General features: G+C 61.8%; 11 protein-coding genes. 3 read left to right on the top strand and 8 right to left on the bottom strand.

What is annotated here, in order from left to right; all coding sequences use genetic code 11:
- Positions 1-38: 38 nt before the first annotated feature.
- The 6 genes from ACTJI4_RS03875 to ACTJI4_RS03850 form a co-directional block, all read right to left on the bottom strand.
- The gene (locus ACTJI4_RS03875) at positions 39-473 is read right to left on the bottom strand and encodes a hypothetical protein (RefSeq protein ID WP_440868560.1); all 435 of its coding nucleotides are present in this window, start codon (positions 471-473) and stop codon (positions 39-41) included.
- A 398-nt stretch (positions 474-871) separates the two neighbouring features.
- Positions 872-1,192, bottom strand: coding sequence for a hypothetical protein (locus tag ACTJI4_RS03870; protein ID WP_440868559.1), 321 nt, complete (start codon positions 1,190-1,192; stop codon positions 872-874).
- 13 nt (positions 1,193-1,205) lie between these two features.
- A complete protein-coding gene (locus ACTJI4_RS03865; RefSeq protein WP_440868558.1) occupies positions 1,206-5,765 on the bottom strand; it encodes an RHS repeat-associated core domain-containing protein in 4,560 nt (1,519 codons plus the stop codon).
- Positions 5,766-6,008: 243 nt separating this feature from the next.
- A complete protein-coding gene (gene pilB / locus ACTJI4_RS03860; RefSeq protein ID WP_440868557.1) occupies positions 6,009-7,736 on the bottom strand; it encodes a type IV-A pilus assembly ATPase PilB in 1,728 nt (575 codons plus the stop codon).
- Positions 7,737-7,814: 78 nt separating this feature from the next.
- Positions 7,815-8,228, bottom strand: a complete 414-nt coding sequence (locus tag ACTJI4_RS03855) for a pilin (protein WP_440868556.1) — start codon at positions 8,226-8,228, stop codon at positions 7,815-7,817.
- 111 nt (positions 8,229-8,339) lie between these two features.
- Entirely contained in the window at positions 8,340-8,768 is a 429-nt protein-coding gene (locus tag ACTJI4_RS03850) for a pilin (RefSeq protein ID WP_440868555.1), read from the bottom strand.
- A gap of 360 nt (positions 8,769-9,128) precedes the next feature.
- Between ACTJI4_RS03850 and ACTJI4_RS03845 the strand changes: the two genes are divergently transcribed.
- From ACTJI4_RS03845 to coaE, 3 genes are read left to right on the top strand one after another with little or no spacing between them, the layout of a single operon-like run.
- Positions 9,129-10,388: a type II secretion system F family protein gene (locus ACTJI4_RS03845; protein WP_440868630.1), complete on the top strand. Its 1,260-nt coding sequence runs from the start codon at positions 9,129-9,131 to the stop codon at positions 10,386-10,388.
- A 7-nt stretch (positions 10,389-10,395) separates the two neighbouring features.
- The gene (locus tag ACTJI4_RS03840) at positions 10,396-11,259 is read left to right on the top strand and encodes a prepilin peptidase (RefSeq protein WP_440868554.1); all 864 of its coding nucleotides are present in this window, start codon (positions 10,396-10,398) and stop codon (positions 11,257-11,259) included.
- Between the two features lie 8 nt (positions 11,260-11,267).
- A complete protein-coding gene (coaE, locus tag ACTJI4_RS03835; RefSeq protein WP_440868553.1) occupies positions 11,268-11,876 on the top strand; it encodes a dephospho-CoA kinase in 609 nt (202 codons plus the stop codon).
- 89 nt (positions 11,877-11,965) lie between these two features.
- Here the strand turns inward: coaE and ACTJI4_RS03830 are convergent, their stop codons facing one another.
- Together ACTJI4_RS03830 and ACTJI4_RS03825 are read right to left on the bottom strand one after the other, a co-directional pair.
- Positions 11,966-13,330, bottom strand: coding sequence for a sensor histidine kinase (locus ACTJI4_RS03830; RefSeq protein WP_440868552.1), 1,365 nt, complete (start codon positions 13,328-13,330; stop codon positions 11,966-11,968).
- Entirely contained in the window at positions 13,293-13,970 is a 678-nt protein-coding gene (locus ACTJI4_RS03825) for a response regulator transcription factor (RefSeq protein WP_017356179.1), read from the bottom strand. The genes ACTJI4_RS03830 and ACTJI4_RS03825 overlap by 38 nt, the downstream gene beginning before the upstream one ends.
- Positions 13,971-13,975 lie beyond the last annotated feature (5 nt).

Genomic DNA, 13,975 nt, shown 5'->3' with positions numbered 1-13,975 from the left:
TGCACCAGGACGTGGATACAACCGGGCATTCAAGGTGCCTATAGAGAGGGGTCCAACGTTGACGGATCAAAGCCATCCGATTCCAGCCCGAGCCAGACATCGTATGGGGAGCCCGGGCTGGAGAACGACCTGACAGAAAGACAAGCGCCCACATCTTGCGCGGCGTCGATCCACTCCTCAATGTAGGTCGCCAATGCCTGAAGATCGCTCAGACGACCTGCAATCCATTGGCCGTCGATGATCGCTGACGGCCAGGTACCAATCTCAAGGAAATCATACGGCCCCAAGTTGCAGTGACAGGATACCCAGTCATTCTCGGAGTCTGCCGCATAGGTTCGAATTGCGGCCACAAACGCACGCAACCCCTCTTCGGAACCTGTGATGATCCACCGCTTGGATTCATCATCACGGTCATAGTGGAACCCGAGCTTCCTCCATTCGGACCGAAACCATTCGTCTGAGAAGATCTTCATAGGGTCACCATGCGCTATCCCTGAGCATAGGCTTGAACGTTGTCATGAAAAGCGGAAAAGCAGATACGTGCAAAGAATGGACAGAACGGCCACGGAGAACCCACTTGCCAGCCTTCTGGTCGGCGCCACCCATGCCGCTACACCTCCAGCCGCAACTACTGCGCCCGCGAACGCCACTACCAACAAGGACATCTCGGCGCCCGGAAACCATTCCGCGTAGCAGGTGGGGCCGCCTATTTCGTAGTCGCGCCGCGATAGATCCGAGGTCCATTCACTACCTAGGTCACCGGCGGGGCAAAAGCGCAGCAATAGGACGCGAAGCGACATCACGGCCAGCAGAACCACCCCGAAACTGGTGAGAGAAACTGGCACAACTGCAAGCCATCGCAGTACATTATTCATCCAGCCTGCTCTCTCGCGGCGAGAAACCGGTTCGCTGCTTCCCTGACCTGCCCCCAAGACGGATGAAAGAGTTCACTCGCGTCATTTCCTGCAAATGCCGCCTCTGGAAGTGCAGCGGCAGCGGCGACCAAACGCTCGACACTCTGCCGAAGCGCCTCGGTCAGCCCACTCCAGCCTACCAGCGACGCCCCGACCAGAATCTCTTGCCTGAGCTCCCACGCGGCAGCGAAGTGACCATCAAACTGGTGCAACGCTCGGTCGGGACCAGCCAAGACGCTTCTTGCTGCGCCTTCAAGGTAAAACAGGCAATCCTTCATTGATTCGTCATGCCTATTCTGCTCCGCATCGTCCACAGTACTCCTCCTCTTCCCGCATGGTCCTGAGAGACCCTTCTTCGGATGAATTCAGCGGCATTGAATATGTGGCAAAGAATAGGGCCACGCTAGAAGCTGAAAGGGAACGGAAAAGAATCGGGCTGATACCGCCGCCGCCGGCGTTGCCGACCGCATTGCCCGGGTGGGCCTGCGCCGGAGTTATGGGCTGGCCTCTGAGATTGTATCGCTGCCATTCGCTCGTGGGAGTCTTCGACTTCCAGTATCCACCGTTGGTGGCCCCGCCTGGTCCGCCATTCCTCGCGTCCGGGACATATCTACAACTGGCGCGATTGGCGCCGTTCCTTGGGCCTTGGAAGCTGCCCGGCGGCTGGCCTGGTGCTGGCGTCCATGGGCCGCCGGGGATACCCGGAGGCGGCATGGTGCCTGGTGTATATGCCTGCAAACCGAATCGATCTTCTGTCGAAACCGGACTCGCGCCCACATAGAGATAGGTACTCCCCCCTCCTAAGAGCCCGATTGGATCGCTTTGAGAATATCGTCCAACTTGAGGTTCATAGTCTCTGAAATAATTGTAAGTAAGTCCGGAGGACGGCTCCACTCGCTGCCCGGGGAATCGCAGCGCTAGATGCTGTGAGATGCCGTCCTGATCAGGGTCCTCGGCTACGCCGCCACTACCGAACCCCTCGCTCAGCAAGCTCCAGCGCCAAACCAATAAGTCACGCGGTGGGTCGATAACGCCCCGTGGCGAACCCAGATGGTCGGCCTCTATGTAAAGAACCCTCCCCGACTGGATTAGACCAACTGGCATCGAGTTCAGCCAGACTATCTGTTGAGTGGGCATGCCGTGGTCGTCATATGAGCCAAGCCACTCCCCACCCTCACCATGTAGGTGCAGCCTCGTTTCAGTGCCAGTTTGCTGCAGGACACGCTGCCCCGCGCCATTGTGAAGATAGGAAGCTTGCGCGGAGCCAGCACGGGATGCAGCGCTTAGCCGACCGGCAAGGTCATATGCGTAATTCCACTCACCGCCAATGGTCAAGGTGTTGCCCATCGCATCGTACGCACGGGAGACACCATCGACTGATGCCAATCGGTGGCTGTTCGAAGGGTATGTGTATGCCTGCGTTCCCGTCGAGTTACCGAAGGACAGGCGGTTGCCGGTCGAATCGTAGCTGTACTGTTCGATGGCTACACCTGTCGGTGCATCCTTGAAAGCCGTCAGGCGCCCCAGCGCGTCATAGTCCAGCGTCGCACGCTGCCCCTGCGGACCGCCATCGGTCAGCGAGGCAATATTTCCCGCTTCATCAAATCCGAAAGTGACGTTCAAACCATCGCGTCCATCGCTGATCGCCACCGTCCGGTAGTCCAAGTCATAGCTGCGATCCAATCGACGCCCGTTTCCAAACGTCCAGGTCTGCTCAGGCCCGAACGGCAGCGTCTGCACCCCCTGCAGCAGCACCTCGCGGGTGCCGCCTGCCGGTGTAACACCCACGCTGCTAACCTGGCCAAGCGTGTCGTAGCCATAGTCGACCAGGCTCCCATCCGGGTAGGTCATCGACTGCATCCGGCCTGCTGCATCGTAGGCGTAGCGCAGCGTCAGCGCCTGGCCATCCACCACCTGGACACGGCGAACCAGGTCGCCCATGGCGCTGTAGCAGTAGTCCGTACGCCCGCTTGGGTCGATCATGCTGGCAATGCGGCCGATACCTGCACGCTCGCCCTCCGCGCATTGGCTAGAGGGCTGGTCGTAGACGTAGTGGATGTCCGCCGCAGGATCGCTGAAGGTCACGGCCGTCGTGCGGCCGATCGCGTCGTAGCTGTAGTTGGCGGTCACGCCGCGTGCATCCGTACGGGTCAGCACATTGCCCGCACTGTCGTACGTGAAGGCAGTGACGCCGGTATCGGGGCTGGTCTGGGTGACCACTTCCCCGAAACCGTTGCGGGCATAGGTGGTCTTCAATCCCTTGGGTTCGGTGATCTCAACCACCTTACCTTCGGCGTCGTAGTTGAAGCGCGACTCGGCTCCAATGCCGTCTACGTCCTGCAGGCTTCGCTTGAGCCGGTTGAGTGAGTCGTACTCCTGCCGGTCCACTCGACCCAATGCTGAGGTGACGGAGATCTGGTTGCCCGCCGCGTCATAGCCGTAATCGGTAGGGTTGGCGTACGCGTCAGCCAAGGTCACCAGCTGACTCATGGCGTTGTATACGCGGGATTCCTCCCGCGTTACTGTGCCATCCGGACCGCGATACGACTCGTGCACCCGGTTGCCGGCGGCATCCAGGGTGTAGTGGACGCTGTTGCCTGCGCCATCGCCCACCTTGATGAGTCGTTGGGCGGCATCGTATTCGTAGGTGACGACGCTTCCGTCTGGAGCGGTTGCGCGACTTACCTGACCAGTTGGCAGGTACTCCATTGCGGTGACCCGGTCATCCGCGGCGGAGCCATCGTCTGAACCCTTTACTGTCGTGGATGCCAGCCAGCCACGCGGCGTGTAGCGATACTCAGTGACGACTCCATTGGGATCCATCACCAGATGCGGGTGCCCACTCGAGGTGTAGGCAAGCACCTCGGTGATGTTTCCCAGCGGCTGGACGGTTTTCCACAGGTCGCCCTTGCGATAGATGCAGGCTGTTCCGCCAGAGGCACAGCCCGGGGCGTCTTCATTGTAGTAGGTGTAGCTGACCGTATCTGCCGTACCAGGCATGGGACCATCCACTGACAGCAGCAGCCCAACCAGCGGGCAGCCCTGCTGCGGGCTGATCTGTTCGCAGTAGCTGTACGCAGTGGTGCGAGTGGATCCATCCTGGGTAACCGTGGACTCTTGGATGACCTGACCGCGGGCGTTGTGCTGCGAGGTCTGGGTACGAGAGCTGCTGACCCGCTTCACGACCTGGTTGGTGTCGCGGCGTTTCCAGACTTCGGTGACGTTCGCTTCTGGGCGGCTGCTGGCTTCTGTCGTGCGCTTGATGTGCACCTCGCCCAGAACGGGGTCGGTGAGGTCCTGATAGGTGTAAAGATCAATGCGCCCGTTGCGGTGCGTATGGGATTTCACGCGGCGGCGGAAGTCGGAGGCGGTTCCCGTGGATGGAACGTACTCCCAGGATTCGACGCCAGACAGTGTAGTGCTCGATGCGATCTTGCGGTACGGATTTGCGGGCGTGAAAGTGACCCGTTCGACGGCGCCAAGTGCGTTGATATGGAGGGTAGAACCGTCGGACTGGTACTGGAAGCTGGCAGCCTGCGATGCGCCGGCGTGTTCGGTGGAAATGGCCAGGCCATCCTCGTTGTAGGCGTAGGTGGCAAAGCGGTTGCCGGTCTCGTCTTGGATGCCCGTGAGAGCATCCGGTAAGGCTGGATTCTCATACAGATAGTGACGTCCTGATCCGTCGCGGTAAGTGGCACTGATCAGTCTGTCTGCATCGTCGTAGGCATAGGCCACCAACGTCCCCTCCTGGTCTCTGATGTAGGCCAGATCAGATTCCCCGGCTCCGAAACCACCTGAATATCCGAATTCTACACTTCGTCCGCTTGAGTGAACCACGCGTGCGATGCGCTTGCGGCCGTCGAACGCAATGTTCAGTGTGTCACCGGCGAAGCGCTCTATTCGATACAGGCGCCCGGAGCCGTTGAAGTAGTAAAGGCCATCTCCCTGCGAAAGGATCGTATCGGCCCCTTCCGTGCGAAGTGTCGCACCTGAGCCGTCAATGGCTTCGCGGGACTGGAAGGCCATCATGCCTCCACCGGAGGACAAGACAACCGAACTTGCCGCAACCGTACCGTAGACACGCATATTTAGATTGTGCGTCCAGTACCGCCCCAGTCCACCCTCTGCCTGATAAGAAGAGTTCAGCGTTCGGTAGAACTCAAGCCATCCAAGCGAAAGATCGCGCTCACGCTGAATTTTGCTGCCGCTGTTGACGCTTACAGGATTGCCACGCTGATCGCACGGATCGCACGGAGGAGGCGCGGTGCTGGTGTGCGCGATTTGAGTTGCCACACAAACTCCATCACTAAGGCCCATAAGCGGAGGGCATGTAACGGTCCTTTGCTTATAGTGCTGGAGTGTCCACGTCTTAGAACAGGTCGAGCCTTCCGCAGCTTCGGCCTTCAGGTCCCGCATGTAGATCGTGGGGATATCGAAATTTGACTGGTACAGCCACCAATCGTTAACTACCTCAATGGACTGGAAACCACACTGCGGATACTCAGACTTAAGATTGGCTAGCGCGTTGGCGAGAGCCTCGTCCCCAGACGAGAACGGAGCGCCGATTGTCCACTGCCCGGCATACTTCCATTCGCTGATGTTCTGAGGGCGGGGCCTAGCCCTGTACGCGTATGTAATCCTGTCGCCCGTAGGGGAGACCGAGACTGACTCAATCTCTTCCGCAAGCGCGTATCGCCCGCCCATAGCATGGATCGCCGCCAGCGCTGCCGACTCGCTGGGAAACTTCCCGGATTGTCCGGTGGCCGTCCACTCCTGTGGAGCCTGCGCCCACGCCGCCAGCGGCAGACCCAGCACCATCAGAGCCATGCCGACCGGAGCAAAACGGGACATGCTTCGCATGAGCGCCCCGGCTCTGGCAAACCATGGCCCAAGCTTCCCTGCAGCTGCAGATTGCATACCCAAATCCCTTTAGGGCGGCATGGTTTCGGTGCCGCGATTCCGTTCTGTGTTGTTGATCAGCATGGCCGATGATGACATGCACCGGGGCAACGATATGGAACTTCCCTCACAAAACAAAAGGCCCCAAAAATCGGGGCCTGTTGTACATCTCGGGGCATTGATCTTGACGCTGGATCAATCCTTGGTGACGCGATTGATCTCCGCCAGACTGGTCGTGCCCGCAGCCGCTTTCACCAGCGCAGACTGGCGCAGATCCCGGATGCCCGCACGCTGCGCCGCCTCGGCAATCTGGATGGCATTACCACCTTCCAGCACGATCACCGAGATCTCTTCGCTCATCGGCATCACCTGGTAGATACCGGTACGGCCCTTGTAGCCTTCGGTGCACTCTTCGCAGCCTACCGGCTCGTACAGGGTGATACCTGCATCCAGCTGGGCCTGGGTAAAGCCTTCGGCCAGCAGCGCATTGTCCGGCAGGTCCACCGGCCGCTTGCAGTTGTTGCACAGGCGGCGCGCCAGGCGCTGGGCGATGACCAGGGTCACTGAGCTGGTGATGTTGAACGGGGCGATACCCATATTCATCAGGCGCGCGATGGTCTGCGGGCCGTCGTTGGTATGCAGCGTGGACAGCACCATATGACCGGTCTGCGCGGCCTTGACCGCGATTTCGGCGGTTTCAAGGTCGCGGATTTCGCCGACCATGATGATGTCCGGATCCTGTCGCAGGAACGAGCGCAGCGCGGCGGCAAAGGTCATGCCGCGCTTCACGTTCTGCTGCACCTGGTTCACGCCTGGCAAGCGGATTTCAACCGGATCCTCGGCCGTGGAAATATTGCGCGTCTCATCGTTGAGGATGCCCAGCGCCGTATACAGCGACACGGTCTTACCAGAGCCGGTGGGGCCAGTGACCAGCACCATGCCGTAGGGCTTGTGGATGGCTTCCAGGAACAGCTTCTGCTGGTCGGGCTCATAGCCAAGCTTGTCGATGCCCAGCTTGGCCGCGCTGCCGTCCAGAATACGCAGCACGACCTTTTCGCCAAACAGGGTCGGCAGGGTGCTGACGCGGAAGTCGATCTGCTTGGTCTTTGACAGATTGAGCTTGATGCGCCCGTCCTGAGGCACGCGCTTTTCGGCGATGTCGAGCTGGGACATCACCTTCAGGCGTGCGGCGATACGCTGGTTGAGCTTGACCGGGGCCTTGGCCACGTTCTTGAGCAGGCCGTCGATGCGGAACCGAACGCGGTAGTCGTCTTCATAGGGCTCGAAGTGGATGTCCGAGGCGCCCTTGCGGATGGCGTCCACCAGCACCTTGTTGACGAACTTGACCACCGGGGTGTCGTCACCCTTGGCATCGTGGCCCGATTCGCTTGCCCCGCCCTCTTCGTCGCCACTGGAGACGTCCAGGTCGCCCATGCCATCGTCGTCACCGCCGAGCGAGCTGCCGAGGGTGTCATGCTTGGACTGCCATTGCTCCAACGTGCGCTTGATCTGCTCCTCATCGACCAGGATCGGCTCGACCACCAGATTGGTGTGGAACTTGATCTCGTCCAGCGAATGGGTCGGGTCACTGGTACCCACGAACAGCTTGCCACCGCGTTTGAACAGCGGCAGCACATGGTGCTTGCGCAGGAGCTCTTCGCTCACCAGGCTGATGGCGCTCTGCGCGCTGTCGAACACGTTGACATCCAACAGCGGCATGCCAAATTCCAGCGCATTGGCCGCGGCCAACTGTGCCGGGGTAACCAGCTTCTTCTCGGCAAAATACTGCGGCAGGGGCTGCTTGGCGGCAGCGGCCTTGGCCATCGCATCGCGCGCAGTAGCCTCTTCCAAGGCCCCATCCTGGACGAGGCGACGGGCTATGCCGGTGATTCCGACAAGGTTCGCGGTGACGACGGCGTTCATGTTTGACCCCAAGTTTGGTGCTGAAGCATCCAGCGCTACCGACACACTACCCGGCCGGGCCGCTCAGACCACGCTGGGTCAGGACCTGCATTCCGCCGGGACGTGCTTGTTCTCACCCACGCTGCGGACACACCGCCAGCGGATGACTTCGTTCGGATTGTAGCTGGGGCGAAGCAGAAGAGTCACGGACCCTGCCTTCACTGTGGTCTTGACCGTGATCACGCCGTTCCCGGAGCAATCCATCGACAGCACGTTCTGCGTGGCCGTTGTGGTGGAGTCGACACCCGAGCAGGCGGTAGCGTCGAGCACGTTGATGTTGTTGACGTTCTCGGTCACGGTCACCTTGGCCGACGAAGCCAGGAGAAGCGCCTCGGACACCCGGGCCCGGGTCGTGTAGTCCTGGTAGGCAGGCAGTGCTATCGCGGCAAGAATCGCGATGATCGCCACAACGATCATCAGCTCAATCAACGTAAACCCCTTGACCCTCTTCACGCATGCCTCCCCGATCGGCATTGAATAATGAATACAGCTACGCACTTTCCATGCCAACTAAAAAAGAACCCCGCCGAAGCGGGGTCCTTTTACGCTAGCTGACGCAAGGTATTACGAGCGGCATTCAGCCGGGTAGTACTTGGCCGCGCTGCCGCTGCCCACGCACTTCCAGGTGGTGCCCACTGCGCCGGCCTGAGCGGTCGGGGTGTAGGTCAGGATGGTGCCCTTGCCCTTGTCAGCGGTCATGGTGACGCCGATGGCGCCAGTGGCTTCGGTGCAGGTCATCGAAGCAACGTTCGGGTTGTCGGCCGGAATCGCGGTGTCAACGCCCAGGCAGGCGTTGGCCGGCAGCGCGCCACCGTTGTTGGCGATGTTTTCAGCCACGGTGACCTTGGCGCCGGCAGCAATGACAGCTGCTTCGGAGACGCGGGCGCGGACGGTGTAGTCCTGGTAAGCCGGCAGTGCAATGGCGGCCAGGATAGCGATGATCGCGACAACGATCATCAGTTCGATGAGGGTAAAGCCCTGCTGCTTCTTCATTGTGTACATCCCCTAGAGGTAGGTAAAAAACGAACACCGGTGCGAAGCCTGGCCGGCGGACCGGCTGAGCAAGGCAATCGCCCGTGCGGGTGGTTGATAGCAGGTTGCGTGCCAAGTGGTTTAGCAATGCTCCCCAGCATTTCCCCGGCGCAATGATGGCAGCAATCTTCAGGATTGGAACCCCCCTCACAGCAAATTGCGACATAACCGGCATTGTGACGCATTGCGTCACCTTTTGACGGGGCGGGTCCTGGACCCGGGTCACGGATTGCCGTGCAAGAGGGATGCCACTCCGGCCCGGAACCGGCTACCATTCGGCGGAGAAGCCCGCCTGGGGATGGCGCGGCCGGGGAGCCTTACATGTCTGTCAGCCGTAGTGCGATCAAGAAAGAGCCCGTGGCGCGAAGCACCATGGAGCTACAGCCCTTTGTCTGGGAGGGGACCGACAAGCGGGGCGTGAAGATGAAGGGCGAGCAGGTGGCGAAGAATGCCAACCTCCTGCGTGCCGAGCTGCGCCGCCAGGGCATCATGCCCGGCGTGGTCAAGCCCAAACCCAAGCCTTTGTTCGGGGCGGCGGGCAAGGCTGTAGGGGCCAAGGACATCTCATTCTTCAGTCGCCAGATGGCGACGATGATGAAATCTGGCGTGCCGATCGTGAGCGCCCTGGAGATCATCGGCAGCGGGCATAAGAACCCGCGCATGAAGAAGCTGGTAGACGGCATCCGCACCGATATCGAGGGCGGCTCGTCACTCTATGAGGCCATCAGCAAGCATCCGGTGCAGTTCGACGAGCTGTACCGCAACCTGGTACGTGCCGGCGAAGGCGCCGGTGTGCTGGAAACCGTGCTCGATACGGTGGCTACTTATAAGGAAAACATCGAGGCCCTGAAGGGCAAGATCAAGAAGGCGCTGTTCTATCCCGCGATGGTGGTCGCCGTTGCCATCATCGTGAGCGCGATCCTGCTGATCTTCGTGGTACCCCAATTTGAAGAGGTCTTCGCAGGCTTCGGCGCAGAGTTGCCCGCGTTCACCCAGCTCATCGTGGGGGCGTCACGGTTTACCGTGTCTTACTGGTGGGTAATGTTGCTGATCGCAGGCGGAGCGTTCGCCGGCTTCATTTACACCTACAAGCGTTCGCCCAAGCTGCAACACACCATGGATCGCCTGATCCTCAAGGTGCCGGTCATCGGCGAGATCATGAACAACAGCGCCATCGCCCGCTTCGCCCGCACCACCGCCGTGACCTTCAAGGCCGGTGTGCCGCTGGTGGAGGCTCTGGGCATCGTGGCAGGCGCCACCGGCAACAAGGTGTACGAAGAAGGCGTACTGCGGATGCGCGACGACGTGTCGGTCGGTTACCCGGTCAACATGGCCATGAAGCAGATCAACCTGTTCCCGCACATGGTCATCCAGATGACCGCCATCGGCGAAGAGGCCGGTGCGCTCGATACCATGCTGTTCAAGGTGGCCGAGTACTATGAGCAGGAGGTCAACAATGCCGTGGACGCCCTGAGCAGCCTGTTGGAACCGATGATCATGGTGTTCATTGGTACCATCGTCGGCGGCATGGTGATCGGCATGTACCTGCCCATCTTCAAACTCGGCGCCGTCGTCGGCTAAGGTAACCATGGCATTTCTAGACCAGCATCCCGGCCTCGGCTATCCCGCCGCGGCCGCACTGGGGCTGTTGATCGGCAGCTTCCTCAACGTCGTCATCCTGCGCCTGCCCAAGCGGCTCGAATGGCAATGGAAGCGCGACGCGCGGGAAGTGCTGGAGCTGCCAGATATTTATGAGCCCCCACCGCCAGGGGTGGTGGTCGAGCCATCGCACTGCCCGCACTGCAAGCACAAGCTGTCCTGGTACGAGAACATCCCGCTGTTCAGCTGGCTGGTGTTGCGCGGGAAGTGCCGCCATTGCCATGCGCCGATTTCGATCCAGTACCCGCTGGTAGAGCTGATCACGTCACTGCTGGTGGTCGCCGGCGTGTGGCAGTTCGGCTTCGGCTGGCAGGGCTTTGGCGCCATCGTACTGAGCTGCTTCCTGGTGGCCCTGTCCGGTATCGACCTGCGCACCCAGCTGCTACCGGACCAGTTGACCCTGCCACTGATGTGGCTGGGCCTGATTGGCAGCATCGACAACCTGTACATGCCGGCCAAGCCCGCCCTGCTGGGCGCCATTGCCGGCTACCTGCTGCTGTGGTCGGTGTGGTGGCTGTTCAAGCAGATCACCGGCAAGGAAGGCATTGGCCACGGCGATTTCAAGCTGCTGGCCGCGCTGGGCGCCTGGTGCGGGTTGAAGGGCATCCTGCCCATCATCCTGCTGTCGTCGGTGGTGGGTGCCATCATCGGCTCGATCTGGCTGTACTCGCGGGGACGCGACCGCGCCACCCCGATCCCGTTTGGGCCCTACCTGGCCGTTGCCGGCTGGATCGTGTTCATGTGGGGCGAGCCGTTGATCAACGCCTACCTGAGAATGTCCGGCCTGCGCTGAGGACAGCGATGAGCCAGTTCGTGATTGGATTGACCGGCGGCGTGGCCGCCGGCAAGACCGAGGTGACCCGGCGCTTCGAGGCGCTGGGCATCACCATCGCCGATGCCGACGTGGCCGCCCGTGCCGTGGTGGCCCCTGGCAGCGATGGCCTGGCCCGGATCGTGGCGCACTTTGGTTCCGGAATCCTGCTGGCCGATGGCCAGCTTGACCGCGTCGCGCTGCGTGAGCGCATCTTCAGCTCCGCCCAAGAGCGGCAGGCGCTGGAAGCCATTACCCACCCTGCCATTCGGGAGCTGCTGCGGCAGACCTGTGAGCAGGCGCAAAGCCCATATGCCATCGCGGCCATCCCCCTGTTGACCGAGGCCGGCGGCCGCCAGCAATACCCATGGCTGGACCGGATCCTGGTGGTGGATGCGCCGGTGGCGGTACAGCATGCGCGGCTGATGCAGCGCGATGGCACCACGGCCGATCTGGCCGACCGCATGATTGCCGCGCAGGCCAGCCGCGAGGAACGCCTGGCGCTGGCGGATGACGTGGTGGTCAATGATGGTCACCCGGACCATCTGCAGGCGGAAGTGGAACGCCTGGATCGGATCTACAGGAAGGCCGCCGCGTAGGGACACGCCATGCGTGTCCAACGGGGTGCCAGGGCACCCGGGCATGTCGGCCTTCGTTCGGGGTTGCGTGGGACACGCATGGCGTGTCGCTACGCCGGGGCGAACGTCAGCGTGGCTACCACTCCCCGGGTTTCGCCCGGGCGCACATTGACCTGCCAGCCGTACAGATCGCACAGGCGGCTCACGATCGACAAGCCGATACCACCGCCCTGCGAGTGGCCCGCGTGGGTGCCCCTATAGCCGCGTTGGAACAGTTTGGCCGCGTCTTCGGCGCTGAGGCCGGGACCGCTGTCGATCACTTCAACCCGGTTGCCGGTGACCAGCACCCGTACCGAGCCTTCCTGCGAATACTTCACGGCGTTGCCGATCAGGTTGCCCAGGGCCACCGACAGTGCTGATTCCGGGGCATCGACGACCAGTTCGCGGTCGCCCTCCAACACCAGCTCCAGCGGCTTGCCGCCCAGCTGGGCGCGGTGCGAATCGAGCAGCTGCTCGGCTACCCGCGCCACGTTGCTGCTGCCCTGCCCGCGCTCGTTGCGCGAGAGCAGCAGCAGCGAGCCGATCAGGTCGGTGCACTGCTGTTCGGCACGTTGGATGCGCTGCAGGCGCTGCAGCACCTTCGGGTCCAGGTCCGGCCTTGTCAGCAACAGCTCGGTGGCGCCGCGGATCACGGCCAGCGGCGTGCGCAGCTCGTGGCTGACGTCGGCATTGAACTCGCGGTCGCGCTGCACCACTTCGGTGAGCCGCGCCGAATAATCATCCAGCGCCTGCGCCAGCTGCCCGACTTCGTCGTCCGGGAAACGTGGCGCCAGGGGCGTGGGATCACTGGTGCCGCCCCGGTAGGCACGCAGGCGTGCGGCCAGGTCGGATACCGGCTTCATCACTTTCGAGGCCGACCACCAGCCCAGCACGAGCGAAAGTGCGCTGAACACCAGCACTGAGAAGAACAGCGCGCGGTTCAACTGCCCTTCGCCGCGCAGGCTTTCGGTCATGTCATAGGCCAGGAAGAACCACGCTTCCGGCGTCTTGCGTACGGCCAGCTTGTACGAGAACGGGTTGTTCTGCTCGTCCATGCCGGTGATGCTGTAGTTGCCGTTGGAGAACGCGGCCCACTCCGGGCGCTCCTCGCGAACCCGGTCGAACTTGTCGCTGGGGTACACGAACGCGCGGATCTGCTGAACGGGCAGATCCGGGCTGCGCGAGGGGTCGAGCTGGAAGCGGCGCGCGTACTCGTCAATGTTGCGGTTCATCACGTCTTCGACGAGCTGGTTCTCCACGCGCGCGCGGGTCCAGGTCGTAGCAAACGCGAACAGCGTCGTCAGGCAGAAACCCAACAAAACGAACGAGACGATGATGCGGCTGCGCAGCCGGCGCCGGTACGGGCCCCGGCGCCGCTCCCCCCTGCCCGTCACCGGATCAGGCTTCCGGGGCGGCGATGCGGTATCCGATGCCATGGCGGGTCTGGATCAACGGTACCTCGAACGGCTTGTCCACCACGGCGCGCAGGCCGTGGATATGCACGCGCAGCGAATCCGAATCGGGCAGCTCTTCGCCCCACACGCGGGTTTCCAGCTCCTGGCGGGTGACCACGGCCGGGGCCGCTTCCATCAACGCCTGGAGGATCTTCAGCGCGGTGGGGTTGAGCTGCAGCAGCTTGCCCTGCCGGCGAACCTCGAGGGTATCGAGGTTGTATTCCAGGTCGCCGGTTTCCAGCACCCGGGTCTGCACGCCCTTGCCGCGACGCGACAGGGCGTTCAGACGCACTTCCACTTCCTGTAGCGCGAACGGCTTGATCAGGTAGTCGTCGGCACCGGAATCGAACCCGGCCAGCTTGTTGTCCAGCGAATCCCGTGCGGTCAGCATGAGCACCGGGGTCTGCTTGCGCGCTTCATTGCGGAGCTTGCGGCAGACCTCGATCCCATCCATGCCCGGCAGATTGAGATCCAGCACGATCGCGTCGAACTCGTGCACGACCGCCAGGTGCAGGCCGGTCACGCCGTCGGCGGCGAAGTCCACGGTGTGGCCGCGGTCTTCGAGGTAGTCGCCCAGGTTGGCGGCGATGTCGCTGTTGTCTTCAATTACAAGAATTCGCATGTGAC

Origin of the sequence: Stenotrophomonas sp. 22385, from assembly GCF_052045085.1 — a bacterium.
Lineage (GTDB): Bacteria > Pseudomonadota > Gammaproteobacteria > Xanthomonadales > Xanthomonadaceae > Stenotrophomonas.
Note: the sequence above shows the minus strand (reverse complement) of the source record. Positions and strands in the feature narration are given on the sequence as shown.

Excerpts from the sequence above, each read along its gene's own strand:
- ACTJI4_RS03875 (WP_440868560.1), bottom strand. The coding sequence starts at position 473 with ATGAAGATCTTCTCAGACGAATGGTTTCGGTCCGAATGGAGGAAGCTC.
- ACTJI4_RS03870 (WP_440868559.1), bottom strand. The coding sequence starts at position 1,192 with ATGAAGGATTGCCTGTTTTACCTTGAAGGCGCAGCAAGAAGCGTCTTG.
- ACTJI4_RS03865 (WP_440868558.1), bottom strand. The coding sequence starts at position 5,765 with ATGTCCCGTTTTGCTCCGGTCGGCATGGCTCTGATGGTGCTGGGTCTG.
- pilB (WP_440868557.1), bottom strand. The coding sequence starts at position 7,736 with ATGAACGCCGTCGTCACCGCGAACCTTGTCGGAATCACCGGCATAGCC.
- ACTJI4_RS03850 (WP_440868555.1), bottom strand. The coding sequence starts at position 8,768 with ATGAAGAAGCAGCAGGGCTTTACCCTCATCGAACTGATGATCGTTGTC.
- ACTJI4_RS03845 (WP_440868630.1), top strand. The coding sequence starts at position 9,129 with ATGTCTGTCAGCCGTAGTGCGATCAAGAAAGAGCCCGTGGCGCGAAGC.
- ACTJI4_RS03840 (WP_440868554.1), top strand. The coding sequence starts at position 10,396 with ATGGCATTTCTAGACCAGCATCCCGGCCTCGGCTATCCCGCCGCGGCC.
- coaE (WP_440868553.1), top strand. The coding sequence starts at position 11,268 with ATGAGCCAGTTCGTGATTGGATTGACCGGCGGCGTGGCCGCCGGCAAG.
- ACTJI4_RS03830 (WP_440868552.1), bottom strand. The coding sequence starts at position 13,330 with ATGGCATCGGATACCGCATCGCCGCCCCGGAAGCCTGATCCGGTGACG.
- ACTJI4_RS03825 (WP_017356179.1), bottom strand. The coding sequence starts at position 13,970 with ATGCGAATTCTTGTAATTGAAGACAACAGCGACATCGCCGCCAACCTG.